Origin of the sequence: Streptomyces sp. NBC_01390 (genome assembly GCF_045040105.1) — a bacterium.
Lineage (GTDB): Bacteria > Actinomycetota > Actinomycetes > Streptomycetales > Streptomycetaceae > Streptomyces.
The window spans coordinates 8,031,421-8,056,006 of record NZ_CP109551.1; the positions used below are offsets into that span (position 1 = coordinate 8,031,421).

The following is a 24,586-nucleotide window of genomic DNA, read 5'->3' on the forward strand; positions in this document are numbered from 1 at the left end:
CTGTGAGGCTGTGCCCGCCATCCCGCTCACCTGCTCTCTCGTCCGACTCCCGTACCGGGTCGGCCTGTACCCAGGATGCCATCGGGCACAAGCGGCGAAGCGCCCGGCGGACCGACTGCTCGGTTCGCCGGGCGCTTCGGGCGCCGTAGGCCTGTTCAGTCCCCGTAGGTCTTGCTCAGTCCTTGATCTCGCAGATGGGGGCGCCGGAGGTGAGGGAGGCGCCGACCTCGGCGGCGAGGCCCTTGACGGTGCCTGCCTTGTGGGCGTTGAGGGGCTGCTCCATCTTCATGGCTTCGAGGACGACGATCAGGTCGCCTTCCTTGACTTCCTGGCCTTCCTCGACGGCGACCTTGACGATGGTGCCCTGCATCGGGGAGGCGAGGGTGTCGCCGGAGGCGGCCGGGCCGGACTTCTTGGCGGCGCGGCGCTTGGGCTTGGCTCCGGCGGCGAGGCCGGTGCGGGCCAGGGACATGCCCAGCGAGATGGGGAGGGAGACCTCCAGGCGCTTGCCGCCGACCTCGACGACGACGGTCTCACGGCCCGCTTCCTCGTCCGCCTCGACATCGGCGGGCGCGGCGAAGGCGGGGATCTCGTTGACGAACTCGGTCTCGATCCAGCGGGTGTGGACCGTGAACGGGTCGGTCGAGCCGGTGAGTTCGGGTGCGAAGGCGGGGTCGGTGACCACGGCGCGGTGGAAGGGGATGGCGGTGGCCATGCCCTCGACCTGGAACTCGGCCAGGGCACGGGCGGCGCGCTGGAGGGCCTGCTCGCGGGTGGCGCCGGTGACGATCAGCTTGGCGAGCAGCGAGTCCCACGCCGGACCGATGACCGACCCGGACTCGACGCCGGCATCGAGGCGGACACCGGGGCCCGACGGCGCGGCGAAAGTGGTGACGGTGCCGGGGGCGGGCAGGAAGCCGCGGCCCGGGTCCTCGCCGTTGATGCGGAACTCGAAGGAATGGCCGCGCAGTTCGGGGTCGCCGTAGCCGAGTTCCTCGCCGTCGGCGATGCGGAACATCTCGCGGACGAGGTCGATGCCGGCGACCTCCTCGGTGACCGGGTGCTCCACCTGGAGGCGGGTGTTGACCTCCAGGAAGGAGATCGTGCCGTCGGTGCCGACGAGGAACTCGACGGTCCCGGCGCCGACGTAGCCGGCCTCCTTCAGGATCGCCTTGGACGACGCGTACAGCTCGGCGACCTGGGCCTCGGAGAGGAACGGCGCGGGGGCCTCCTCGACGAGCTTCTGGTGGCGGCGCTGGAGCGAGCAGTCACGCGTCGACACGACGACCACGTTGCCGTGGGAGTCGGCCAGGCACTGGGTCTCCACGTGGCGGGGCTTGTCGAGGTAGCGCTCGACGAAGCACTCGCCGCGTCCGAACGCGGCCACGGCCTCGCGGACCGCGGAGTCGTACAGCTCCGGTACTTCTTCGAGGGTGCGGGCGACCTTGAGACCGCGTCCGCCGCCACCGAAGGCGGCCTTGATCGCGATGGGCAGGCCGTGCTCGGTGGCGAAGGCGACGACCTCGTCCGAGCCGGAGACGGGGTCGGGAGTGCCGGCAACCAGGGGCGCGCCGGCACGCTGGGCGATGTGCCGGGCGGCGACCTTGTCGCCGAGGTCGCGGATGGCCTGCGGGGGCGGGCCGATCCAGGTCAGCCCGGCGTCGATGACGGCCTGGGCGAAGTCGGCGTTCTCGGAGAGGAAGCCGTATCCGGGGTGGATGGCGTCCGCTCCGGAGTCCTTGGCGGCCTGCAGCACCTTGGCGATGTCGAGATAGCTGGTCGCCGGGGTGTCACCGCCCAAAGCGAACGCCTCGTCGGCGGCACGCACATGAAGCGCGTCCCGGTCCGGGTCGGCGTACACGGCCACGCTCGCGATTCCGGCATCCTGGCAGGCCCGGGCAACGCGGACAGCGATTTCGCCACGGTTGGCGATGAGCACCTTGCGCACGATTGAGGCTCCCTCCTTGAAACAAGCCGAGTTTAGGGACTGCCGACACGGCGCATCGACCCGTCCCCACTGGTGAGCTTGCCCACACGGAGCGTGATGCGAGGCTCGCCCTACCCGTGAAATCCCTTGTCGCACCTATGTACGCGGGACTCCATCGGGAAACCCTAGCCCCCTGATGTGGTCAAGGTCTCTGTGAGAGCGTGCTGCGGCCCACTCGGTTTCTTTGTGGAATCCCTACGAACGGCCCAATGATTTTCTGCCCGCCGAGGAACCTCCTCCGAACCCTTGTCCGGGCGTTTACCCGTTAGTAGCGTTCAGGATGTACCGAACGTACTAGTGGTGCAGTCGAAAGTGGGTGGGGGCCGGTGGTCCGCAGACCGGTGGCATGGATCGTCGCGATCATCCTCTTCGTGGAGGCCTTCGGCATAGCCGCGCTGAACTGGCTCCTGGGGATCGTCGTCGACAACCAGAAGATGTCCCTCGCCGGCCTCGACCCGGACACGATGTCCATGTCCTCGAAGATCGGCGGCCTGGTCTTCGGCGCCTACTTCGCGCTGTGCGGCGTGGTGGCCGTGCTCGTCGCAGTGCGCGACCGCTCCCCGGCCGGCCTCGGGCGCATCCTGCTGATCAGCGTCGCCGTGGTGCACGCGCTGCTCGGGGCGTTCGCCTGGGGGCTGGTGGGCGTGCCGGCGTTCCTGATGATGGTCGTGGTGCTGGCGCTGGTGGTGCTCCTCCTGATGACCTACGACAGGCTGGACGGCACCGCGACCATGGCACCCCAAGACGGCCCGGACGGTACTGACGGCACGGAGGGCACCGGTGGCGGCTCCCCGGCCGTGGGCAACGGCGGCTCCCCGCTGACACCCCCGCCGACCCCCAGCACCCCCTGACCGCGGTCACTTATCGGGTCACTTCTCCCTGGGTGTCCACAACTCCGTGATGCCGACGCCCAGTTCGGCGAGCAGCTTGCGTAGCAGCGGCAGGCTGATGCCGATGACGTTGCCGTGGCCGCCGTCGATGCCGTCGATGAAGGGTGCCGAGCGGCCGTCGAGCGTGAACGCCCCGGCGACGTGGAGGGGCTCGCCCGAGGCGACGTACGCGGCGATCTCCTCGTCCGTCGGCTCGCCGAAGCGGACCACGGTGGACGCGGTCGCCGACACCTGGCGGCCCACCGCCGTGTCGTAGACGCAGTGCCCTGTCTGGAGCGTGCCCTCACGGCCGCGCATCGACTTCCAGCGGGCGGTCGCCTCCTCGGCGTCGGCGGGCTTGCCGTACGCCTCGCCGTCCAGGTCGAGGACGGAGTCGCAGCCGATCACCAGCGCGCCCTGCACCTCGGGCCGCGCGGCCACCACGGCGGCCTTGGCCTCGGCGAGCGCGAGGGCCAGCTCGGCCGGGGACGGCGCCGTCACCGCGTCCTCGTCGAACCCGCTGACAATCACCTCGGGGTCGAGCCCGGCCTGCCGGAGCAGATTGAGCCGGGCGGGGGACTGGGAGGCGAGCACAAGACGGCGGCGCGACTGATCATCGGTCATACGGTCAGGGTATCGGCGGGCCCAGACCCCGAGCCCCGGGCCCTGGACAGGTCCTGGCTAGCGCACGCCGAGGACGATCATCGCGAGAACCATGGCCAGCGCCAGGAGAAGGCCGAGCCGCCGAAGCATCCGCTGCGCGTCGCGCAGTTCCTTCGGCGGCTCGTTCTCGGGATCGGACCACAGCATTCCACCAGCGTGGGGCTTGGCGGGTCGGGGCGCCTGAGTAGGCGTACTCAATTCGGCACCCCTTGTTCGTCCTACTGTGCGCGGTTCCCCGCGCCCCTTTGAGGTGCCCCGGAAGCGCCCTATGCGGGCCAGTAGGTGCGGCCCCATGAGGTCGGGCCGGGCCTGGGGACGTGGCGGGCGGCGATTCTCGCCGGGTCCGCCCACGCGTCCCCGGTGGTGCCGGGTGCGCCGGGCGGGGTGGAGGACGCCGCCACGGCGCGGGCTCGGACCACCGCCAGGGCGGCGGCGAGCTCCTCGGGGGTCGGGTTGCCCCGTACGACCTTGATCGTCATGACGCCGGCTCCTTACAGCGGGATGTTGCCGTGCTTCTTCGGGGGCAGGGACTCGCGCTTCGTACGGAGCTGGCGCAGCCCCCGTACGACGTGGCGGCGGGTGTCGGACGGCAGGATCACCGCGTCGACGTAGCCGCGCTCGGCCGCGATGTAGGGGTTGAGGAGGTGGTCCTCGTACTCCCGGATCAGGCGGGCGCGGACCACCTCCAGGTCCTCCCCGTTCGCCTCGGCCTCGGCGATCGTGCGGCGGTGCAGGATGTTGACCGCGCCCTGGGCGCCCATCACGGCGATCTGGGCGGTCGGCCAGGCCAGGTTGAGGTCGGCACCCAGGTGCTTGGAGCCCATGACGTCGTAGGCGCCGCCGAAGGCCTTGCGGGTGATGACCGTGATGAGCGGGACGGTCGCCTCCGCGTAGGCGTAGATCAGCTTGGCGCCCCGGCGGATGATGCCGTCGTGCTCCTGGTCGACACCGGGGAGGAAGCCGGGGACGTCCACGAAGGTGAGGACGGGCACGTTGAAGGCGTCGCAGGTACGCACGAAGCGCGCCGCCTTCTCCGACGCGGCGATGTCGAGACAACCCGCGAACTGCATCGGCTGGTTGGCGACGACCCCGACCGGACGGCCCTCCACCCGGCCGAACCCGGTGAGGATGTTGGGCGCGAAGAGGGACTGCGTCTCGAAGAACTCGGCGTCGTCCAGGACGTGTTCGATCACCGTGTGCATGTCGTACGGCTGGTTCGCGCTGTCCGGGATCAGGACGTCCAGCTCGCGGTCCTCGTCCGTGACGGCGAGGTCCGCCTCCTCCGGGAACAGCGGGGGCTCACTGAGGTTGTTGGACGGCAGGTACGACAGCAGCTGCTTGACGTACTCGATGGCGTCCTTCTCGTCGCCGGCCATGTGATGGGCCACGCCGGAGGCCGAGTTGTGGGTCCTGGCGCCGCCCAGCTCCTCGAAGCCGACGTCCTCGCCGGTGACCGTCTTGATGACGTCCGGGCCGGTGATGAACATGTGCGAGGTCTGGTCGACCATGACCGTGAAGTCGGTGATGGCCGGGGAGTACACAGCGCCGCCGGCGCACGGCCCCACGACGAGGCTGATCTGCGGGATCACCCCGGACGCGTGGGTGTTGCGGCGGAAGATCTCGCCGTACGCGCCCAGCGACGCCACGCCCTCCTGGATACGGGCGCCGCCCGAGTCGTTGATGCCGATGACCGGACAGCCGGTCTTCAGCGCGAAGTCCATGACCTTGACGATCTTCTGCCCGTACACCTCGCCCAGCGCGCCGCCGAAGACGGTGAAGTCCTGGGAGAACACGGCGACCGGACGCCCGTCGACCGTTCCGTATCCGGTGACGACACCGTCGCCGTAGGGGCGGTTGTTCTCCAGGCCGAAGTTGGTCGAGCGGTGCGTGGCGAACTCGTCAAGCTCGACGAACGAGTCCGCGTCGAGGAGCAGTTCGATCCGCTCACGGGCCGTCAACTTCCCCTTGGCGTGCTGCTTCTCGACAGCCCGTTCCGATCCGGCGTGCGTCGCCGCCTCGACGCGGCGCTGCAGGTCCGCGAGCTTGCCAGCGGTGGTGTGGATGTCGGTCTGCTGCGGCTGTACCGGCTCGGCCATCGGGATGCGGCTCCCTGCAAAGAGTGACGTGCTCAGAAGGGGGATGGGCTACTCATCCGTAGCGTAGTGGCGTGCCTACCCATCAGCAGTGCGGCGTTTACCACATCTAGTGTGGCTTGCATGACGCCGCGAGATGACGCAGACAACGACGCAGGCAACGACGGGCGATGGTCCGATCTCGACCGGCCGCCCCTGAACGCCGGCGCGCTGCGCCGGGCGCTGGTCCGGGAGGGCGGGCTCTGGTCGGGCGTGGAGGTCGTCCGCAGTACGGGGTCCACGAACGCCGATCTTGTCGCCCTCGCGAACGCGGGCAAGGCGGAGGAGGGGCTCGTCCTGCTCGCCGAGGAGCAGACCGCCGGACGCGGCCGGCTGGACCGGCAGTGGACGGCGCCGGCTCGTTCCGGGCTGTTCTTCTCCGTACTGCTGAAGCCGACGGAGGTACCGGTGACCCGCTGGGGCTGGCTGCCGCTGCTCACCGGGGTCGCGGTGGCGACGGGCCTGTCACGCGCCGCGGGCGTCGATACGTCCCTCAAGTGGCCCAACGACCTGCTGGTGAGTGTGGGGGGCGCGGAGCGCAAGGCGGGCGGGATCCTCGCGGAGCGGGCCGGTACGGACGCGGTGGTGATCGGCATCGGCATCAACGTCACCCTGCGCGAGGACGAGCTCCCGGTGCCGACGGCGGGGTCGCTGGTGCTGGCGGGGGCCGTGGCGACGGACCGGGATCCGCTGCTGCGGGCGGTGCTGCGGTCGCTGGAGCAGTGGTACGTGCGGTGGCGGTCGGTGGAGGGGGACCCGGTGTCGTCCGGGCTGCAGGAGACGTATGCGGCGGGGTGCGCGACGTTGGGGCGGACGGTGCGGGCGGAGTTGCCGGGGGAGAGGTCTTTGGTGGGGGAGGCGGTTGCTGTGGACGGGGACGGGCGGTTGGTGCTGGCTACCCGGGACGGGGTGCAGGAGCCGGTGGGCGCGGGGGATGTGGTGCACCTGCGTCCGGCGTAAAAGAGTTTCCCACCCACCCACCCGTTTCCAGTCCGTTTGCAGGCCGGCCTTCACCCCCCTGGGGGCGGGCCGTCTCACCAAGGCAGGCCGCCGTCTCCAGTGCCGGCCCGCACCTTCAGCCCGTCCGGCGATTGAGGACGAGGCCGTTCAGGCCGAAGCGGGGGTCTGGGGGCGCAGCCCCCAGTGACGGTCACACATACTCCGGGTGCGTCGTCCCTGCTGGACCTAGCGGAGCGAGGCCGTATCGTTGAGGGCGGTCGATATCTGACCGTGACAGATCGGAAGGGCAGCAGGCGTGACCGTCGACGACACGGGCTCCGACGCGGCGGACAGCCGGGTGGATGGGCAGGACGCCGACCCCGGTGACCCGCTCGCCCTGCGCCTCGAACAGCTCATCCTCGGTGCCGAGCGGCGCTACACCCCCTTTCAGTCGGCCCGCAGCGCCGGTGTCTCCATGGAACTCGCGTCCCGTTTCTGGCGGGCGATGGGCTTCGCCGACATCGGACAGGCCAAGGCGCTGACGGAGGCGGACGTACTCGCGCTGCGCCGGCTCGCCGGTCTCGTCGAGGCGGGGCTGCTGAGCGAGGCGATGGCCGTGCAGGTGGCGCGCTCCACGGGGCAGACCACCGCCCGTTTGGCCGAGTGGCAGATCGACTCCTTCCTGGCGGGGCTGATCGAGCCGCCCGAGCCCGGAATGACGCGCACCGAGGTGACGTACCCGCTGATCGAACTGCTCCTGCCCGAGCTGGAGGAGTTCCTCGTGTACGTCTGGCGGCGCCAGCTCGCCGCCGCGACCGGGCGGCTCGTGCAGGCCACCGACGACGAGGAGATGGTCGACCGGCGGCTCGCCGTCTGCTTCGCCGACCTTGTCGGGTTCACGCGGCTGACCCGGCGTATGGAGGAGGAGGAGCTCGGCGAACTCGTCGAGGCCTTCGAGACCACGGCCGCCGACCTGGTCGCGGCGAACGGCGGGCGGCTCGTGAAGACGCTCGGCGACGAGGTGCTGTACGCGGCGGACGAGCCGGGCGTGGCCGCGGAGATCGCGCTGCGGCTGATCGAGACGATGGCGCACGACGAGACGATGCCCGAGCTGCGGGTCGGGATGGCGTTCGGCACGGTTACCACCCGAATGGGTGATGTGTTCGGGTCGACGGTGAATCTGGCCTCGCGGTTGACGTCGATAGCGCCACGGGACGCGGTGCTCGTCGACGCGGCGTTCGCGGAGGAGCTGATCCGTACCGGGGACGCGCCCGCCTCCGAGGCGGAGGCGGCCGAGGCCGCAGCCACCGCGGAGAAGGAGGGCGAGGAGCCGCCGGTGTACCGCTTCGCGCTCCAGCCCATGTGGCAGCGGCCCGTGCGCGGCCTCGGCGTGGTCGAGCCCTGGCTGCTGACCCGACGGGCGGGACCGGTCACGTAGGACCGGAGACGGCTCGGCACCCCCGGGTCGTACGTCGAGCCAGGGGCTGTTGCTCAGTGGTGGTGGTTCAGTGCGTCCACGCACAGGCCGATGAGCGGTACGCACACTCCGCCGGGGGTTGCGGGCTTCGGGGCCGGTGCGGGGGGCTCGGGTGCCGGTGTGGCGGTCGGGGGAGTCTGCTGCGGGGGCTGGGGCGCCGCCGGGGCGGGTGTCGAGGTCCCCGGGCGTAGCTCGGCGGGGGTGGCGGCGGGCGTCGGTGTGCTGGGCTGCTGCGGGATCGTGGTGGCGTCGGCGGCGGGGCTCAGGGGCCCGGGGAGCGCGCCCAGGGGGAAGGGCCGCAGTGGGCCCGTGGGGCTCGGGAGGGCGGTCGGGAGCGCTGTCGGGCGTGTGGTCGGGACCGGGGTCGCGCCGCCCATGGGGACACTCGCCGACGGGTTCGGCGTGGGGACGCTGCCGACGGTGGCCGCCGTGTTGCCGGTGCGGTCGGTCGAAGGGTCGGTGTCCGCGTTCGCGTCCGTGTGCGCGTTCGCGTCCGCGTCCAGGTCCGACTGGGCCTGTGCCCTGCCGACGTCGCCCACTCCGCCGTCGGGTGCCAGCCGTACGAGGCTCAGGACCCCGGCGGCCAGCGCGAAGCCGCCCGCCGCGAGCAGGACCTTGCGGGGACGGGGCTTGCGGTGCCTGCCTCGCGGGCGGTTGACGAGGGGGACGGGCGGGGCCTCGGGGGTCGGGGGCGCGGCAGGAGGCCGGGGAGGGGCCTGGGGAGGGGGAGGGGTCCAGGCCCGGGGAGGAGGCGTGAACTGCGGCGGGGCCCATGTCTGGGCCCACTGCTGGGCCTGCGGTGGGACCCGGTGGGGGGCCTGTGCGTGCCTTGGTTTGCCTGTGTCGACAGGCCTTGTCGTGGTGTCCGTCATCGCGATCCCTACCCGTTGCGCTCACGCCCCGGGTGCGCCGCGGCGGAGCGCACGTTATGCGCTCCCAGGAGGGGAATTTCAGGAGATCGGCGCCATGTCACCCGAACGAGGAGAGGGTCCCTTCTCCGTCCGTTCTTCCCCTGGGCGTCGGCCGCCTGCGATGATCGGGGCGGCCGTAGTTAACCTGCGTTAACCAGGAGGGTGTCATGGGCGACGAGCGACTCGAGGAACGGTCCGAGGAACGGTTCGGGGAGTTCGTCGTGGTGCGGCGGCACGGGTACGTCGCCGAGCTCGTCCTCGATCGGCCGAAGGCCATGAACGCGGTCTCCTCCGCCATGGCCCGGTCCGTCGCCGGTGCGTGTACCGCGCTGGCCGCCGACCGTGACGTACGCGCGGTGGTGCTGACCTCCACCCATGACCGGGCGTTCTGTGTCGGTGCCGACCTCAAGGAGCGGAACTCGATGTCCGACGCCGAACTGGTCCGGCAGCGGCCGGTGGCGCGGGGGGCGTACACCGGTGTGCTGGAGCTGCCGATGCCCACGATCGCCGCGGTGCACGGGTTCGCGCTGGGGGGCGGGTTCGAGCTCGCGTTGTCCTGCGATCTGATCGTGGCGGACGGTACGGCGGTGGTGGGGTTGCCGGAGGTGTCCGTGGGGGTGATTCCGGGGGGCGGCGGTACGCAGCTGCTGCCCCGGCGGGTGGGCGCGGCACGGGCCGCCGAGTTGATCTTCACCGCGCGGCGGGTGGAGGCGGACGAGGCGCGCGCCCTGGGGCTCGTGGACGTACTGGTCGAGACGGGGCGTGACCGGGAGGAGGCGCTGGCACTGGCGTCCCGGATCGCTGCGCACTCCCCGGTGGGCGTACGGGCGGCCAAGCGGGCGTTGCGGGTGGGCTTCGGGCTGGACCTGAAGGCGGGGCTGGAGGTGGAGGACGCGGCGTGGCGTGCCGTGGCCTTCTCGGGCGACCGCGCGGAGGGGGTCGCGGCGTTCGCCGAGAAGAGGACGCCGGTCTGGCCGGGGGAGTAGGGGCACCTCTTTCGCTCGCTCGATGTCTCAAACCGTCCCAAACCTTCCTAACCTGGATCAATGGGTGAGGAAAGCCGGCTCCACGCTGTCGTGACGCTCGCGCAGGGCATGGCCGCCGCGCAGAGCCCCCGCGAGACCTGGCGTGCCGCCGCGCTCGGTGCCTGTCATGCCCTGACCGGGAACTTCGCCGCACTGTCGGTGTGGGAGCGGGAACTCGGGCGGCTGCGGGTCCTCGCGAACGTGGGGGAACGGGCCCCCGACGAGGAGGAGTTCCCGGAGGGGGAGGCCTATCCCGTGCACCAGTTCCCCGAGATCACCGAGTTCCTGCACGAGCGATGGGCGGGCGGCGGTGAGCCCAACGCCTGGGTCGAGACCGCGGAGGGGCCCGGGTGCGGACCGTCGGCGGGGCGCGCCGGGTACTGCCACCAGCGTGTCGCCGCGCTACGGCGCCGGGGGCGCGGCTGCTGTGTCGTCGCCCCCGTCGTGCTGCACGGCCGGGCCTGGGGCGAGCTGTACGTCGCCCGGCCCGTCGGTGCCCCCGTCTTCGGCCGTGCCGACGCCGACTTCGCCACCGTCCTGGCGTCCGTCGTCGCCGCCGGGATCGCGCAGACCGAGCGGCTGGAGGAGGCCCGGCGGCTCGCCTTCACCGACGCGCTCACCGGCCTCGCCAACCGGCGTGCCGTGGACGCCCACCTCGACGAGGCGATCGAACGGCACCGGCGGGACGGCGCCGTGGTCAGCCTGGTCGTCTGTGACCTGAACGGGCTCAAGCGCGTCAACGACACCCTGGGGCACGCGGTCGGCGACCGGCTCCTCGAACGGTTCGGGTCGGTGCTGTCGCTGTGCGGCGCGATGCTGCCCGGCGCGCTCGCCGCCCGTCTCGGCGGTGACGAGTTCTGTCTGCTGGTGGTCGGCGCGCCCGTCGACGACGTGGTGCGGGCGGCGGGTGAACTGTGCCGTCGCGCAGGTGAGTTGGAGCTGGGGGAGGGGGTCGCCTGTGGGATCGCCTCGACCGCCGACGCGATCGGGCCGGTGCGGACGGCTCGCCGGTTGTTCCGGCTCGCCGATGCGGCGCAGTATCGGGCGAAGGCGGTTCATGCGGCGTGGCCTGTGGTTGCCGGGCGGGAGGGGCCCGATGATCCGGTGGTGCGGCTCGCCGCGGCGGAGCCTTCCGGGGAGGGGGTTGTTGAGCGGCGGCGGTTCCGTGGGCGTGGGTCGTGAGGTGCGGGGTGTTGGTGTGGGCGTCTCTGGGGGCTGCCGCCCCCAGGCCCCCGCTCCGGCCCTGAACGGGCCTTGTCCTCAATCGCCGGACGGGCTGAGAGTGCGGGCCGGTGCTTAAGGGCCCAGGCCGGTGTCTGGGGGTGCGGGCCGGTGTCTGGGGGTGCGGGCCGGTGTCTGGTGGTGCGCCCGGTGCTGAGATGTGGACCCATGTAAGGGGTGTACCGGCCACCCGGTAGTGACATCTTGGAATTCACTGCGTACGCTCCTGAATATGGATATGCACACTGTGGTGGTGGGGACGTCCGGGACGACCGCGGCCGACGTGCTCGCCGTGGCGCGGGGCGGGGCCCGGATCGAGTTGTCCGGGGAGGCCGTCGCCGCTCTCTCGAAGGCCCGGGGGATCATCGACGCGCTGGCTGCCAAGCCCGAGCCGGTGTACGGCGTGAGCACCGGGTTCGGTGCCCTGGCGTCCCGGCACATCAGTCCCGAACTCCGCGCCCAGCTGCAGCGCAACATCGTCCGCTCGCACGCCGCCGGCATGGGACCGCGGGTCGAGCGCGAGGTCGTACGGGCGCTGATGTTCCTGCGGCTCAAGACCGTCTGCTCGGGACACACGGGCGTGCGGCCCGAGGTCGCGCAGACCATGGCCGACGTGCTCAACGCCGGGATCACCCCCGTCGTGCACGAGTACGGCTCCCTCGGCTGCTCCGGTGACCTCGCACCCCTCTCCCACTGCGCCCTCACGCTCATGGGCGAGGGCGACGCAGAAGGGCCGGACGGGGTGGTGCGGCCGGCCGGTGAACTCCTCGCCGAGCACGGCATCGCGCCCGTACAGCTGCGCGAGAAGGAGGGCCTCGCCCTCCTCAACGGCACCGACGGCATGCTCGGCATGCTGATCATGGCCCTCGCCGACCTCGACACCCTCTACAAGTCCGCCGACGTCACCGCCGCGCTCTCCATGGAGGCGCTCCTCGGGACCGACAAGGTGCTCGCGCCCGAGCTGCACGCCATCCGGCCGCATCCGGGGCAGGGGGCCAGCGCGGCCAACATGCTCGCCGTGCTGGAGGGTTCCGAGCTCACCGGGCACCACCAGGACGGCGCGCCCCGCGTCCAGGACGCCTACTCCGTGCGCTGCGCCCCGCAGGTCGCCGGTGCCGGGCGGGACACCATGGCGCACGCCCGGCTCGTGGCCGACCGGGAGCTCGCCTCGTCCGTCGACAACCCCGTCGTCCTGCCCGACGGGCGGGTCGAGTCCAACGGGAACTTCCACGGCGCCCCGGTGGCGTACGTCCTCGACTTCCTCGCCATCGCCGCCGCCGACCTGGGGTCCATCGCCGAGCGGCGCACGGACCGGCTCCTCGACAAGAACCGCTCGCACGGGCTGCCGCCGTTCCTTGCGGACGACGCCGGTGTGGACAGCGGGCTGATGATCGCCCAGTACACGCAGGCCGCGCTGGTGAGCGAGTTGAAGCGGCTCGCCGTACCCGCCTCGGCGGACTCGATTCCCTCCTCCGCGATGCAGGAGGACCACGTCTCGATGGGCTGGTCGGCGGCGCGCAAGCTCCGTACGGCCGTCGACAACCTCGCCCGGATCATCGCCGTGGAGCTGTACGCGGCCACGCGCGCCATCGAGCTGCGGGAGGGGCTGACGCCCGCGCCCGCGTCCCGGGCCGTCATCGACGCCGTACGGGCGGCGGGCGTCCAGGGACCGGGCCCTGACCGGTTCCTGGCGCCCGACCTCGCCGCGGCGGACGTGTTCGTGCGGGGCGGGCACCTGGTCGCCGCGGTGGAGCCGGTGACCGGGCCGTTGCGGTAACTCGCCTACGGGGGAAGGGGGGCGGGCCCTGCCGGTGTTTTCGGCCAGGGCCCGCATCGGTCTCTCGGCCGCTTTCGCTACTTCAGCTTGGCCGACTGTGCCTTCACGACGGGGGCCGAGACGGCGTAGGGCTTCCCGGACACGACCTTGGCGAGGTTGACCGTGGTGTACGCCGCGATGGTGTTCCCGTGGCGCACGACCTCGCCGTAGGTGAAGCCGGTCGCTTCGGGGGTGTCCTCCGAGTCGTCCGGTTCGCCGGTCACGGAGAACGCCACGGACTCGTCACCGGCCCCGGACGTCTTCACCGGCGCGACTTTCGCGTACTTCGTGGTGTCCGTGCTGCCCTTGATCGAGAAGCCGCCCGCGCAGGCGGCGACCGCGTCGGAGACGGCCTTCATGGTCTTCTCGGCGCCGTCACCGTCGTACGAGGAGAGCGTGAGGAAGGTGATGTCGATGTTCATGGACTCCGCGAACTCGGCCTGCCACTCCGCGTCGGACACGTCGCCCGTGGACTCCGAAGCCGTGTCGGTGGGCTTCTTCGCGTCCTGGGAGACCTTGGTCTGTACGACGGCCGCCTCGTCGCCGGGCGCGAAGCCCGAGACGGCGTACGCGATCGGCGCGCAGACCTCCGCGGCGACCTTGAGGTCGCTCTTGGAGTCCGCTGCCTTCGTCTCCTCGGCGGTCATTCCGACCTTGTAGCCGCTCACGTCGGCCGTCGCGACGAGCAGCTTCTCCAGCTCGGCCTTGGTCGCGGCCTTCGTTGTCGTCGCGGTTTCCGCGGTCTTTCCGTCCTGCGTCTTCTCCGACGCCCCGGAGTCTCCGCCGCCGCACCCCGTGATGAGGGCGAGCGCCAGTACGCCCACGGTCGTCGTGGCGCACGCGCGCACCCTCGATGATCTCTTCATGTGCGGACTATGAACCGACAGTCAAATAAACGTCAAATTATTAAAGTTCCTCAAAAGTCCGATGTCCCGCTCGGGGGTCCGTCAGAACCCCAGGCGTTCCCGGCGCAGTGAATACGTCACGAACGCGGCGCCCAGGGCGAGGCTGAACGTGCCGCCGACGACGTACGGCGTGGTGTCGAAGCTGCCGGTGTCGGCGAGGCGGGTGCCTTCTGCGGCCGAGTCCGAGGTTGTGGTGGCCGAGGTCGTGGTGGCGGTCGTACTCGTGCTCACCCGCGTACTCGTGCCCGCACTTTTGGTGGTGCTCGGCATGGAGATCTGTCGGGTGTGCTCCGACATAGTGGACATGGACGTGTCCGCTCTGTGTCGCTGCTCCACCGACTTCTCGGCCGTCGCGTTGGCGGACGGGACGAACCACAGGGCACCCAGGAGGGTGCCCGCGGCGGTGGCGGTCAACAACGATCGACGTGCGGCTGACACGGAATATCGATCCCCTTGTGGCGCTGGCGAATTGGCCGTGGCCCCGATGCTAATGAAAGGCGTGGGTCGTGGGAAAGTTGCGGGCGCTGTGAGCCGTACTCTCTTCGACCATGAGCACATCAGAGACATCACGTTTTGTACGGCTTCGCGTGGAACTGGTCGTCGAGGTCGACGACGTGGACGCCCTGACGAAGGCCGCGTTGCAGCGGATCGCCGCTGACACCGAGATGCCGGCCGACGAGCGAGTGCACGCCGAGGACACTGTGACGGAAGACACCGCGGAGGCGCTCGCGTACCTCGTGGACCCGTTCGACCTGGTCGGTGAGGTGCCGGGGACCGAACTGGCACAGGCGTCCTGGAGCAGTGAGGAGATCGACTACGACCCGGATTCGCCGGATTGGGATCTCGACGAGGATGATGAGGCCGACGGCGACGAAGTGGTCGGGGATCGGGTCGACGGCTGACTCGGCTGGGGAAATTCGTGACCCCGGTCGGCAACCGCCGACCGGGGTTTCGTCGTCTCAGGAGAAGCAGTGACCGGCAGTGGCATCACACGACCCGGTGGAGTGCGGGACGGGCGGACAGCCCCCTGTGACCCGGGTGACGTGGTGTGGCCCACACGCTGAGCGAATGTGGAACGAGGCGAACCGGTCGTAGCGTTGAAGATTGTCAAGGGGACTTGCAGGTTCCAGGTTCCGTACGGGGACTCGTGGTTTTGGGATACGGCAACGATGGAGAAGCGTGTGATGACGGACAGTAGGCGGCGCAAGGGTCTGATGGCCGCGTCCGCCCTGCTCGGTGGCGTGCTGGTGCTCTCGGCGTGCAGCGGAGGCGACAGCGACAGTGCCTCCAAGGGCGACAGCGGTACCGACACCTCGCAGGCCAAGGCCGACGAGGCGGCGGCTGCGAAGACCTCCGAGGCCCAGATCAAGATCACACCAGGGGACGGTTCCAACAACGCCTCCATCAACAACGCGGCCCAGGTGGCGGTGACCAAGGGCACCCTCACGGCCGTGGAGATGACGACGGCGGACGGCAAGGCGGTCGCCGGCGAGATATCGGCCGACAAGACCAGCTGGAAGCCGAGCGCCCAGCTGGAGCGCGCCACCACCTACAAGGTGGCCGCGGAGGCGAAGGACGCGGACGGTCGCGCGGCGCACGAGAACGCCTCGTTCACCACGGTCGCCGCCGCGAACAGCTTCGTCGGCTACTTCACCCCCGAGGACGGCTCGACCGTCGGTGTGGGCATGCCCGTGTCGATCAACTTCGACAAGGCGATCACCGAGAAGGCGGCCGTGCAGAAGGCCGTCACGGTCAACTCGACCAGCGGGCAGGAGGTCGTCTGCCACTGGTTCAACGACACCCGCATGGACTGCCGGCCCGACGACTACTGGCAGGAGAACTCCACCGTCACGCTGAAGCTGGCGCTCGACGGCGTGGAGGGCGCGAAGGGCGTCTACGGCGTCCAGCAGAAGACGGTCACCTTCCAGATCGGCCGTAACCAGGTCTCCATCGTCGACGCCAAGACGAAGACGATGAAGGTCACCCAGGACGGAAAGGTCGTCAAGACCATCCCGATCTCCTCGGGTTCGCCGGAGAACAAGACGTACGAAGGCAAGATGGTCATGTCGGAGAAGTTCAAGGAGACGCGCATGAACGGCGCGACCGTGGGCTTCACCGACGACGACGGCAAGGGCGAGTACGACATCAAGGACGTGCCGCACGCCATCCGGCTGACCACCTCCGGCACCTTCGTGCACGGCAACTACTGGAGCCCCGACGGGACCTTCGGCAGCGCCAACGTCAGCCACGGCTGCGTTGGCCTGAACGACACCAAGGGTGCCAACGACAAGAACTCCGCGGGCTACTGGTTCTACGAGCACTCGATCATCGGTGACGTCGTCGACGTCCGGAACACCGGCGACAAGACCGTCGACCCGGCCAACGGACTCAACGGCTGGAACCTGAACTGGGCGGACTGGAAGGCGGGTTCGGCGGTCTGAGGTTCCTCAGGGCCCGCCCGACTCACACTCACCGCACAGCTTTCCGATGCCGCCCCCAGGGGCGGCATCGGTGTTTCCTGGGCTGATCACAGCCTTCTCATGCATCTCTTATGCGGGGCTTATCGCGTCATCACACGCTGTACCTAGCTTGCGGCCATGTTCTTCACCTACCTGAGGCGCGAACTGCGCCGCCGCCGTAAAGCGGCACTCGTCGTCGCCTCCGGGCTCGCGCTCGGCATCGCCCTGGTCATCGTGGTCACCTCGGTGTCCTCGGGCATGTCGAAGGCGCAGGACAAGGTCCTGGAGTCGCTGTACGGGCTCGGCACCGACATGACCGTCACCAAGGCCGCCCCGGCCCAGACGGGCACCGGGGACACCCAGCGGCCGCGCTTCCAGTTCGACGCTCAGAACAACGACTCCACCGCCGAGCAGAGCAGCGACCGGGTGTTCGTCCAGGGCTTCCAGACCCTGGCCGCCTCCACGGTCACCAAGGTCGATACGCAGAAGGGCGTTTCGGACGCCGTCGGCGGACTGAGCCTCCAGGTCATCAAGGTCAGCGGTCAGTTCCGGCAGGGCCAGTTCCAGCAGGACCAGCAGAGCGGCGGCGGCAACCAGGGCGGCGGAAACCGCGGCGGCGGCTCAACAGGCGCTCCCCAGGGGCGTGTTGAGGGCGGCGGCGCCAACTTCGACGTCAACAACTACTCGGTGTACGGGACCGACGTCACCAAGCCGGCCCTCGGCCCGCTGACCTCCTCGAAGATCACCAGCGGCCGTACGTTCACGACCTCCGAGACGAACGCGAAGGTCGTGGTCGTCGACGCCGCCTACGCCAAGGAGAAGAAGCTCAAGGTCGGCAGCACGGTCACCATCAAGAGCGTCAAGTACAAGGCCATCGGCATCGCGACCCCCGACAGCGGCGACTCGGCCGCCAACCTCTACATCCCGCTGCAGCAGGCCCAGACCCTCAGCGACTCCAAGGACAAGGTCACCACGATCTACGTCCAGGCGACCGACTCCCAGCAGATCAGCGCGGTCAAGTCGACGATCCAGAAGAACATCTCGGGTACGACGGTCACGACGTCCGCCGATCTCGCCAGCACCGTCTCCGGGTCCCTGTCCACCGCCTCCGACCTGGCCTCCAACGTCGGCAAGTGGCTGTCCATCGCGGTGCTCGTCGCCGCCTTCCTGGTCGCCGGCCTGCTCACCTCCTCGGCCGTCTCCCGGCGGGTGCGCGAGTTCGGCACGCTGAAGGCGCTCGGCTGGAAGTCGGGCCGGGTCACCCGGCAGGTCGTCGGTGAGGCCGTCGTCAACGGGCTGGTGGGCGGCGCCCTCGGTATCGCGCTCGGCCTCGCCGGTGCGTATGTCGTCACCGCGATCAGCCCGGAACTCCAGGCGGAGGTGGGCAGTTCGGGCGGCAACGGCGGTCCCGGCGGAGGCGGCGGCTTCCCCGGTGGCGGCTTCGGGCGGCAGGCCGCGTCCAAGGCGCTCTCGGTCGCGCTCACCGCGCCCGTCGCGCTCTCCACCATCGCCCTCGCGGTCGGCCTCGCGGTCGCCGGCGGTCTGATCGCCGGCGCCTTCGGCGGCTGGCGCGCGTCCAGGCTGCGCCCGGCGGACGCGCTCAGGCGAGTCGAGTAGCGCTGGGTTCGGCTACGGCCGACGGGGGCTGTCAGGGGCGCGGGGAACTGCGCGACCAGCCCCCACCCGCCGGCAGCCGACGAATGACAGCTCGCACCCCCAACCTCACCCAGGAGCCACCGACATGTATGAACTCAAAGGTGTGGTCAAGCGCTACACCCGAGGCAAGCAAACAGTCGACGCCCTCGCCGGCGTCGACCTGACCATCGCCGACGGCGACCGCCTGGTCATCCAGGGCCCCACCGGCGGCGGCAAGTCCACCCTGCTGCAAATGCTCGGCGGACTCGACCGGCCCACCGAGGGAAGCATCGATCTCGACGGAACAGATCTCGCCAAACTGTCCGAGAGCCGCCTCACCAAAGTCCGCAGCGAGAACATCGGCTTCGTCTTCCAGAGTTTCAATCTCATTCCGACGCTGTCCGCCCAGGAAAACGTCGAGACCGCTCTCGTGCCGCTGGGCGTGAAGGGCAGGGAACGGCGCGACCGGGCCGCCGAGGCACTGAAGTCGGTGGGGCTCGGCGAGCGGCTCGGACATCTGCCGGGGGAGATGTCCGGCGGTCAGCAGCAGCGTGTCGCCATCGCTCGTGCGCTGGTCAAGCAGCCGAAGGTGCTGCTCGCCGACGAGCCCACCGGCAACCTCGACGAGTCGATGCGCGACGAGATCATGGACGTACTCGAAACCATGTGGAAGGACCTCGGGCTCACTTTCATCATGGTCACGCACGATTCGGCGATCGCGAGGAAAGCCCCGAGGGTGGCGACCATCCGTAAGGGAAAGATCACCGTGAAGGAGAACGCCGGTACGTAGAGCGCGCAAGGTTTCGTCACTGGCTCGTAACAGCCAACGCGTAATCGTCCAGTCTATTGAGCGGCTGATCACCCCTCGGCATAATTCCGGTCGGGGGGTGTGCGCTCATGCGTACGGGACTCCCCCCTTGCCGGGTGAACGGGGAACTGCCCGGTACTCAGCCAGCGCTCCTGGGGGAGACTTGCGCACACAAGTGAAAAGGGCATGCGTGGCAACCGTCGCCACGGCAGCCGCAGTTGCTCTCGCGGCGGGCATGACCAGCCCGGCTTCCGCGAAGGCCGAAACGAACGCGAAGGGTGAGCAGCAGCGCGTGACCAGCGCTGCCCAGAAGCTCAAGCCCGCGCACCGCATCACACTCATCACCGGCGACCGGGTCGCCGTCGACGCCAAGGGCCGTGTCGTCGGCCTGGAGCGGGCGGCGGGCCGCGACAGGATACCCGTACAGATCCGCAAGACGGACGGGCACACGCTCGTCGTACCGGCCGACGCCGCCCGGCTCGTGTCGAGCGGCAAGCTCGACCAACGCCTCTTCGACGTCACGGAGTTGAACAAGGCGGCGACCCGCAGGTCCCAGCAGAAGGGACTGAAGGTCATCGTCGGCTACACGGGGGCGGCGACCGCCACCAAGGCCGACGTCCGCGACGCGGGCACCCTCCGTCACACGCTGAAGTTCCTGAACGCGGACGCCGTACAGACTCCGCAGAAGGACACTCCCGAACTCTGGGACGCGGTGACCAACGGCGACAAGACCGCCGCCGGGATCGCGCACGTCTGGCTCGACGGCACCGCCAAGGCCAGCCTCGACAAGTCCGTGCCGCAGATCGGCGCGCCGAAGGCGTGGGCGGCCGGCTACGACGGCAAGGGCGTCAAGATCGCCGTCGTGGACACGGGTGTCGACGCCACCCACCCGGACCTCAAGGACCAGGTGATCGCGGCCAAGAACTTCTCCACGGCCGCGAGCGCCACCGACAAGTTCGGCCACGGCACGCACGTCGCGTCCATCGCGGCGGGCACCGGAGCCAAGTCCGGCGGCAAGTACAAGGGCGTCGCACCCGGCGCCAAGATCATCAGCGCCAAGGTCCTGGACGACACCGGTTCCGGTGACTACTCCAACATCATCGCCGGCATGGAGTGGGCTGCCGAGCAGGGCGCCCAGGTCGTCAACCTCAGCCTCGGCGGCCAGGACACCCCCGAGGTGGACCCGCTGGAGGCGACGGTCAACAAGCTGTCCGCCGAAAAGGGCATCCTCTTCGCCATCGCGGCGGGCAACTCCGGCCCGGAGTCGATCGGTTCGCCCGGCAGCGCCGACGCGGCGCTCACCGTCGGAGCGGTCGACGACAAGGACCTGCTGGCCGACTTCTCCAGCACCGGCCCGCGGGTCGGCGACGGCGCCATCAAGCCGGACGTGACCGCGCCCGGCGTGGACATCACGGCCGCCTCCGCCAAGGGCAGCGTCATCGAGCAGGAGGTCGGCGAGAAGCCGGCCGGCTACCTCACCATCTCGGGTACGTCGATGGCGACGCCGCATGTGGCGGGCGCGGCGGCGATCCTCAAGCAGGAGCACCCGACCTGGACGTACGCCGAGCTCAAGGGCGCGCTCACCGGGTCCGCGAAGGGCGGCAAGTACACGCCGTTCCAGCAGGGTTCGGGCCGGATCCAGGTCGACAAGGCCATCAAGCAGACCGTGATCGCCGACCCCGTGTCGGTGAGCTTCGGCACGCAGGCATGGCCGCACACCGACGACACCCCGGTCACCAAGCCGCTGACCTACCGCAACCTCGGCACGGCCGACGTCACGCTGAAGCTGACGGCGACCGCGACCAACCCGAAGGGCCAGCCCGCTCCGGCCGGCTTCTTCAAGCTGGCCGCGACGACCCTGAAGGTCCCGGCGGGCGGCAGCGCCTCGGTCGGCTACACCGTCAACACCAAGCTGGGCGGCACCCTCGACGGCGCGTACTCCTCGTACGTGACGGCGACGGCCGGCGCCCAGAGCGTCCGTACGGCGGCGGCGGTCAACCGTGAGGTCGAGTCGTACGACGTCACGATCAAGCACATCGACAAGGCCGGGCAGCCGACGGGCGAGTACAACACGGTCGTCCTCGGCTACGCGGGCCTGGCCCAGGACCGCTACTACCAGGTCCCGACGGCCACCACCGGCACCACGACCATGCGTCTGCCCAAGGGCACGTACCTCCTGGACGGCTGGATCGCGAAGGACTTCACCAAGCCCGACCTGGGCGGTGAGGGCCTCGACTGGGTGGTCCAGCCGAAGCTGACGGTCACCAAGAACACCTCGGTGACGATCGACGCCCGTACCACCAAGCCGGCGGACATCACGGTGCCGGACGCGGACGCCAAGCCGCTGTCCGTGATGATCGACTACACGTACGACCCGCCGGGCATCGGTGTCGGGGTGAACCTCGACTCCTTCGCGAACGTGCGGATGGCCCACCTCGGCGCGGAGGTCACCGGCCTCTCGCAGACCTGGTTCGGCCAGTTCACCAAGGGCACGGGCGCGGAGTACGACGCGATCACCACCGCCAAGGTCAAGAAGATCACCGGCGACAAGGTCCGCCACTTCAAGGCGAGCGACTTCGCCACGGTGTCGAACCGGCTCGGCGGCGGACAGCCCAACAGGACCGGCGCACTCGGCGCGAGCGCCCTGCTGCCCGAGGACTTCGCCTTCGGCACACTCGTCGAGCAGACGCTGCCGGGCACCCGTACCCAGTACGTGTCCACGGGTGAGAAGGTCCAGTGGCTGTTCGACTTCACCCAGTTCAACGGCAAGGACGCGGACGGTTTCTCGATCCCGGAGGCCTACTACACGCTCGCTCTTCCGCAGACGCTGAAGGGGGGCGGCAAGTACGCGCGCACCTGGAACACCGCCGTCTTCGGGCCCCGGCTGCTCCCGGACTACGGCGTCTACCGTGACGGCAACTTCATCTACGGTCTGGTGCCGCTGTTCTCCGACGGCGCGGGCCACCCCGGCTCGTCCGACTTCACATCGGTGGCGACGACGCTCTACCGCAACGGCCAGAAGGTCGCCACGATCGACGACCCGCTGTTCGGCGGCAAGGCGTTCACGGTGCCCGCGGGCGACGCCGCGTACAAGCTGACGACGTCGGTCAAGCGCAGCGTCAAGATCGCCCAGGCGTCCACCCGGATCGACGCGAGCTGGACGTTCCGGTCGAAGAAGCCGGGGGTGGACGGGGCCAAGCTCCCGGTGTCCTCGGTGCGCTTCAACGCGCCGGTCGGCCTGGACAACAAGGTCGCGGCCGGTACGAAGGTCACGTTCCCCGTCGTCGTCGAGGGCGCGGCGCGCGGCAGCAACCTGAAGACGCTGTCGGTGTACGCGTCGTACGACTACGGCCAGACCTGGAAGAAGCTGACGGTGACGAACGGCAAGGTCACCGTCGTGAACCCGGCGAAGGGGGCGGCGATCTCCTTCCACGCCAAGATCAGCGACAAGAAGGGCAACAAGTCGACGATCTCGGTCTACAACGCGTACTACGGCAAGTGAGCCGCAGGTGACGCGCTGACGCCACGGCCCGTCGGGGGGATCTCCCCCGGCGGGCCGTTCGCGTGCCGCCGTCAGGAAACCGTGCCCGCCCGGGTCGCGTCCCGGCCCCAGCTGGCCAGCAGCCGCAGGGCGTCCGCCGAGGGCGACCCCGGTTCCGCGCCGTAGACGATCAGCATCTGGTCGCTGTCGTCGGAAAGCCTGAACGACTCGTAGTTCAGGGTCAGTTCACCCACCAGGGGATGCCGGAACCGCTTGACCCCGTAGCCCTTCTCCTTGACGTCGTGGGTCGCCCACAGCCGCCGGAACTCCTCGCTCTTCACCGACAGCTCGCCCACCAGCGCGGCCAGCCTCGGGTCCTCCGGAAAGCAGCCGGCGTCCATCCGCAGATACGACACGATGTCGCTCGCCTTCTGCTCCCAGTCCAGGAACAGTTCGCGGTACTCGGGCCGCAGGAACACAAGCCGCGCCCAGTTCCGGTCCTGCGGCGGCAGCTCGGCCCAGTCCCCGAAGAGGGACGCCGCCATCGCGTTCCACGCCAGGATGTCCGCACGCCGCCCGGAGATGTACGCCGGCGCCCCGTCCATCGTGTCGAGCAGCTGCAGCAGCGTCCCGCGCACGACCTGCGTCCGCACCGACGGCTTCCTCTTGTGCTGCTTCGGCTTGGCGAGGTGGGTGAGGTGGGCGTGCTCGGCGCCCGTCAGCCGCAGGGCACGGGCGATGGCGTCGAGGACCTCCGCGGACACGTTCTGCCCGTTGCCCTGTTCGAGGCGGGTGTAGTAGGCCACCGACACCCCGGCCAGCTGGGCCAGCTCCTCGCGGCGCAGCCCCGGTACCCGGCGGTGCCGCCCGAAGTCCGGCAGCCCCACGTCCTCCGGCTTGAGCCGGGCCCGCCGGGTGCGCAGGAACTCACTGAGCTCGGCACGCCGGTCCAGGGCACCCCCAGGGAGCCGCCCGTCGCCTGGGGCGTTCGCCTGATAAGCGGATTCGGGATGTTCGTCCATACGGTCCAGTATTCCCGGTCGTACGAACACGAGCCTGACCCCGCCAGTGGTAGGACCGGTGGACGTACGCAAAGGCGTGGACTGGGCGAACGGGGGAACGTTCGGCAGACTGGCCGTCGTGCCCGGTCAGAAGGCGGCCGGGCACGGAATCCCCCCTAGGAGAACCCCCGGCATGACCACTGTCGCTGCATACGCCGCCCCCTCCGCCAAGGCTCCCCTGGAGCGAACCACCATCGAGCGTCGAGAGGTCGGTGAGTTCGATGTCCTGATCGACATCAAGTTCGCCGGTATCTGCCACTCCGACATCCACCAGGCCCGCGAGGGCTGGGGCGAGGCCATCTTCCCGATGGTCCCCGGCCACGAGATCGCCGGTGTCGTCGAGGCGGTCGGCTCCGGAGTCACCAAGTTCGCGGTCGGCGACCACGTGGGCGTCGGCTGTCTGGTCGACTCGTGCCGCGAGTGCGAGAACTGCAAGGCCGGCCTTGAGCAGTACTGCCTCAAGGGCGGTGTCGGCACCTACAACGCCCTCGACAAGAACGGCGAGCCGACGTACGGCGGCTACGCCGAGAAGATCGTCGTGGACGAGAACTACACGGTCCGCATCCCCGACGGCCTCGCCCTCGACGTGGCCGCGCCGCTGCTCTGCGCCGGCATCACCACGTACTCCCCGCTGAAGCACTGGAACGCCGGCCCCGGCAAGAAGGTCGCGATCCTCGGCATGGGTGGCCTCGGCCACATGGGCGTCAAGATCGCGAACGCGCTCGGCGCCGAGGTGACGGTTCTCTCGCAGTCCCTGCGCAAGAAGGAGGACGGCCTGAAGCTGGGCGCCTCCCACTACTACGCGACCAGCGACGAGGCCACCTTCAAGGAGCTGCGCGGCACCTTCGACATCATCCTGTCGACGGTCTCGGCCCCGCTGAACCTGGACGCCTACCTGTCCCTCCTCAAGACGGACGGCGCGTTCGTGAACGTGGGCGCCCCCGAGGAGCCCGTCGCGCTGAACCTCTTCTCGGTGATCGCCGGCCGCAAGACCCTCGCCGGCTCCGGCATCGGCGGCATCCCGGAGACCCAGGAGATGCTGGACTTCTGCGCCGAGCACAACCTGGGCTCGGAGATCGAGCTGATCAGCGCCTCGCAGATCAACGAGGCGTACGAGCGGGTCCTGGCGAGCGACGTCCGCTACCGCTTCGTGATCGACACGGCGACGATCTGACGTCCTGACGGCCAGATGTTCGC

The 24,586-nt window shown here is 69.9% G+C and carries 21 protein-coding genes; 12 read left to right on the forward strand and 9 right to left on the reverse strand.

Annotated features, from left to right (window positions below; genetic code table 11):
- Nucleotides 1-175: 175 nt before the first annotated feature.
- Complete coding sequence (locus OG241_RS36230; protein WP_405821470.1) at nucleotides 176-1,948, reverse strand: acetyl/propionyl/methylcrotonyl-CoA carboxylase subunit alpha; 1,773 nt, start codon at nucleotides 1,946-1,948, stop codon at nucleotides 176-178.
- Nucleotides 1,949-2,313: 365 nt separating this feature from the next.
- On the opposite strand from OG241_RS36230, the gene OG241_RS36235 reads away from it, so the two are divergent.
- A complete protein-coding gene (locus OG241_RS36235) occupies nucleotides 2,314-2,838 on the forward strand; it encodes a hypothetical protein (protein ID WP_405821471.1) in 525 nt (174 codons plus the stop codon).
- 18 nt (nucleotides 2,839-2,856) lie between these two features.
- Here the strand turns inward: OG241_RS36235 and OG241_RS36240 are convergent, their stop codons facing one another.
- From OG241_RS36240 to OG241_RS36255, 4 genes are all read right to left on the reverse strand, one after another.
- A complete protein-coding gene (locus OG241_RS36240; RefSeq protein ID WP_405821473.1) occupies nucleotides 2,857-3,480 on the reverse strand; it encodes a nucleoside triphosphate pyrophosphatase in 624 nt (207 codons plus the stop codon).
- A gap of 57 nt (nucleotides 3,481-3,537) precedes the next feature.
- A complete protein-coding gene (gene mmpB / locus OG241_RS36245; RefSeq protein ID WP_319092342.1) occupies nucleotides 3,538-3,666 on the reverse strand; it encodes a morphogenic membrane protein MmpB in 129 nt (42 codons plus the stop codon).
- A 119-nt stretch (nucleotides 3,667-3,785) separates the two neighbouring features.
- On the reverse strand, nucleotides 3,786-3,998 hold the full coding sequence (locus OG241_RS36250; RefSeq protein ID WP_405821475.1) for an acyl-CoA carboxylase epsilon subunit: 213 nt from the start codon (nucleotides 3,996-3,998) through the stop codon (nucleotides 3,786-3,788).
- 12 nt (nucleotides 3,999-4,010) lie between these two features.
- Nucleotides 4,011-5,615: an acyl-CoA carboxylase subunit beta gene (locus OG241_RS36255; protein ID WP_405821477.1), complete on the reverse strand. Its 1,605-nt coding sequence runs from the start codon at nucleotides 5,613-5,615 to the stop codon at nucleotides 4,011-4,013.
- 120 nt (nucleotides 5,616-5,735) lie between these two features.
- Between OG241_RS36255 and OG241_RS36260 the strand changes: the two genes are divergently transcribed.
- Nucleotides 5,736-6,611, forward strand: a complete 876-nt coding sequence (locus tag OG241_RS36260; protein WP_405821479.1) for a biotin--[acetyl-CoA-carboxylase] ligase — start codon at nucleotides 5,736-5,738, stop codon at nucleotides 6,609-6,611.
- 295 nt (nucleotides 6,612-6,906) lie between these two features.
- The gene (locus tag OG241_RS36265) at nucleotides 6,907-8,028 is read left to right on the forward strand and encodes an adenylate/guanylate cyclase domain-containing protein (protein WP_405821481.1); all 1,122 of its coding nucleotides are present in this window, start codon (nucleotides 6,907-6,909) and stop codon (nucleotides 8,026-8,028) included.
- Nucleotides 8,029-8,081: 53 nt separating this feature from the next.
- Here the strand turns inward: OG241_RS36265 and OG241_RS36270 are convergent, their stop codons facing one another.
- The gene (locus OG241_RS36270) at nucleotides 8,082-8,939 is read right to left on the reverse strand and encodes a hypothetical protein (RefSeq protein ID WP_405821483.1); all 858 of its coding nucleotides are present in this window, start codon (nucleotides 8,937-8,939) and stop codon (nucleotides 8,082-8,084) included.
- A gap of 206 nt (nucleotides 8,940-9,145) precedes the next feature.
- Here OG241_RS36270 and OG241_RS36275 point away from each other — a divergent pair, with 206 nt between their 5' ends.
- The 3 genes from OG241_RS36275 (at nucleotide 9,146) to hutH (ending at nucleotide 13,001) form a co-directional block, all read left to right on the forward strand.
- The gene (locus OG241_RS36275; RefSeq protein ID WP_405821485.1) at nucleotides 9,146-9,964 is read left to right on the forward strand and encodes an enoyl-CoA hydratase/isomerase family protein; all 819 of its coding nucleotides are present in this window, start codon (nucleotides 9,146-9,148) and stop codon (nucleotides 9,962-9,964) included.
- Between the two features lie 60 nt (nucleotides 9,965-10,024).
- Nucleotides 10,025-11,185 carry a diguanylate cyclase domain-containing protein gene (locus tag OG241_RS36280; RefSeq protein ID WP_405821487.1) on the forward strand — a complete coding sequence of 387 codons (1,161 nt, stop codon included), beginning with the start codon at nucleotides 10,025-10,027 and terminating at the stop codon, nucleotides 11,183-11,185.
- Between the two features lie 277 nt (nucleotides 11,186-11,462).
- Nucleotides 11,463-13,001: a histidine ammonia-lyase gene (hutH, locus tag OG241_RS36285; RefSeq protein WP_405826623.1), complete on the forward strand. Its 1,539-nt coding sequence runs from the start codon at nucleotides 11,463-11,465 to the stop codon at nucleotides 12,999-13,001.
- 77 nt (nucleotides 13,002-13,078) lie between these two features.
- Here the strand turns inward: hutH and OG241_RS36290 are convergent, their stop codons facing one another.
- Together OG241_RS36290 and OG241_RS36295 are read right to left on the reverse strand one after the other, a co-directional pair.
- Nucleotides 13,079-13,906, reverse strand: a complete 828-nt coding sequence (locus OG241_RS36290) for a hypothetical protein (RefSeq protein WP_405821489.1) — start codon at nucleotides 13,904-13,906, stop codon at nucleotides 13,079-13,081.
- An 81-nt stretch (nucleotides 13,907-13,987) separates the two neighbouring features.
- On the reverse strand, nucleotides 13,988-14,383 hold the full coding sequence (locus OG241_RS36295; protein ID WP_405821491.1) for a cell wall protein: 396 nt from the start codon (nucleotides 14,381-14,383) through the stop codon (nucleotides 13,988-13,990).
- 110 nt (nucleotides 14,384-14,493) lie between these two features.
- Here OG241_RS36295 and OG241_RS36300 point away from each other — a divergent pair, with 110 nt between their 5' ends.
- The 5 genes from OG241_RS36300 to OG241_RS36320 all read left to right on the forward strand — a co-directional run bounded on the left by OG241_RS36300 (nucleotide 14,494) and on the right by OG241_RS36320 (nucleotide 22,349).
- On the forward strand, nucleotides 14,494-14,847 hold the full coding sequence (locus OG241_RS36300) for a hypothetical protein (RefSeq protein WP_405821492.1): 354 nt from the start codon (nucleotides 14,494-14,496) through the stop codon (nucleotides 14,845-14,847).
- 267 nt (nucleotides 14,848-15,114) lie between these two features.
- Nucleotides 15,115-16,386, forward strand: coding sequence for an Ig-like domain-containing protein (locus OG241_RS36305; protein ID WP_405821494.1), 1,272 nt, complete (start codon nucleotides 15,115-15,117; stop codon nucleotides 16,384-16,386).
- 156 nt (nucleotides 16,387-16,542) lie between these two features.
- Nucleotides 16,543-18,021: an ABC transporter permease gene (locus tag OG241_RS36310; protein ID WP_405821496.1), complete on the forward strand. Its 1,479-nt coding sequence runs from the start codon at nucleotides 16,543-16,545 to the stop codon at nucleotides 18,019-18,021.
- 124 nt (nucleotides 18,022-18,145) lie between these two features.
- The gene (locus OG241_RS36315) at nucleotides 18,146-18,829 is read left to right on the forward strand and encodes an ABC transporter ATP-binding protein (RefSeq protein ID WP_405821497.1); all 684 of its coding nucleotides are present in this window, start codon (nucleotides 18,146-18,148) and stop codon (nucleotides 18,827-18,829) included.
- A 193-nt stretch (nucleotides 18,830-19,022) separates the two neighbouring features.
- Nucleotides 19,023-22,349: a S8 family peptidase gene (locus OG241_RS36320; protein WP_405826625.1), complete on the forward strand. Its 3,327-nt coding sequence runs from the start codon at nucleotides 19,023-19,025 to the stop codon at nucleotides 22,347-22,349.
- 71 nt (nucleotides 22,350-22,420) lie between these two features.
- Here the strand turns inward: OG241_RS36320 and OG241_RS36325 are convergent, their stop codons facing one another.
- Nucleotides 22,421-23,350: a helix-turn-helix transcriptional regulator gene (locus tag OG241_RS36325; protein ID WP_405821499.1), complete on the reverse strand. Its 930-nt coding sequence runs from the start codon at nucleotides 23,348-23,350 to the stop codon at nucleotides 22,421-22,423.
- Between the two features lie 172 nt (nucleotides 23,351-23,522).
- On the opposite strand from OG241_RS36325, the gene OG241_RS36330 reads away from it, so the two are divergent.
- Nucleotides 23,523-24,563: an NAD(P)-dependent alcohol dehydrogenase gene (locus tag OG241_RS36330; RefSeq protein ID WP_405821500.1), complete on the forward strand. Its 1,041-nt coding sequence runs from the start codon at nucleotides 23,523-23,525 to the stop codon at nucleotides 24,561-24,563.
- The last annotated feature ends 23 nt before the right edge of the window (nucleotides 24,564-24,586 follow it).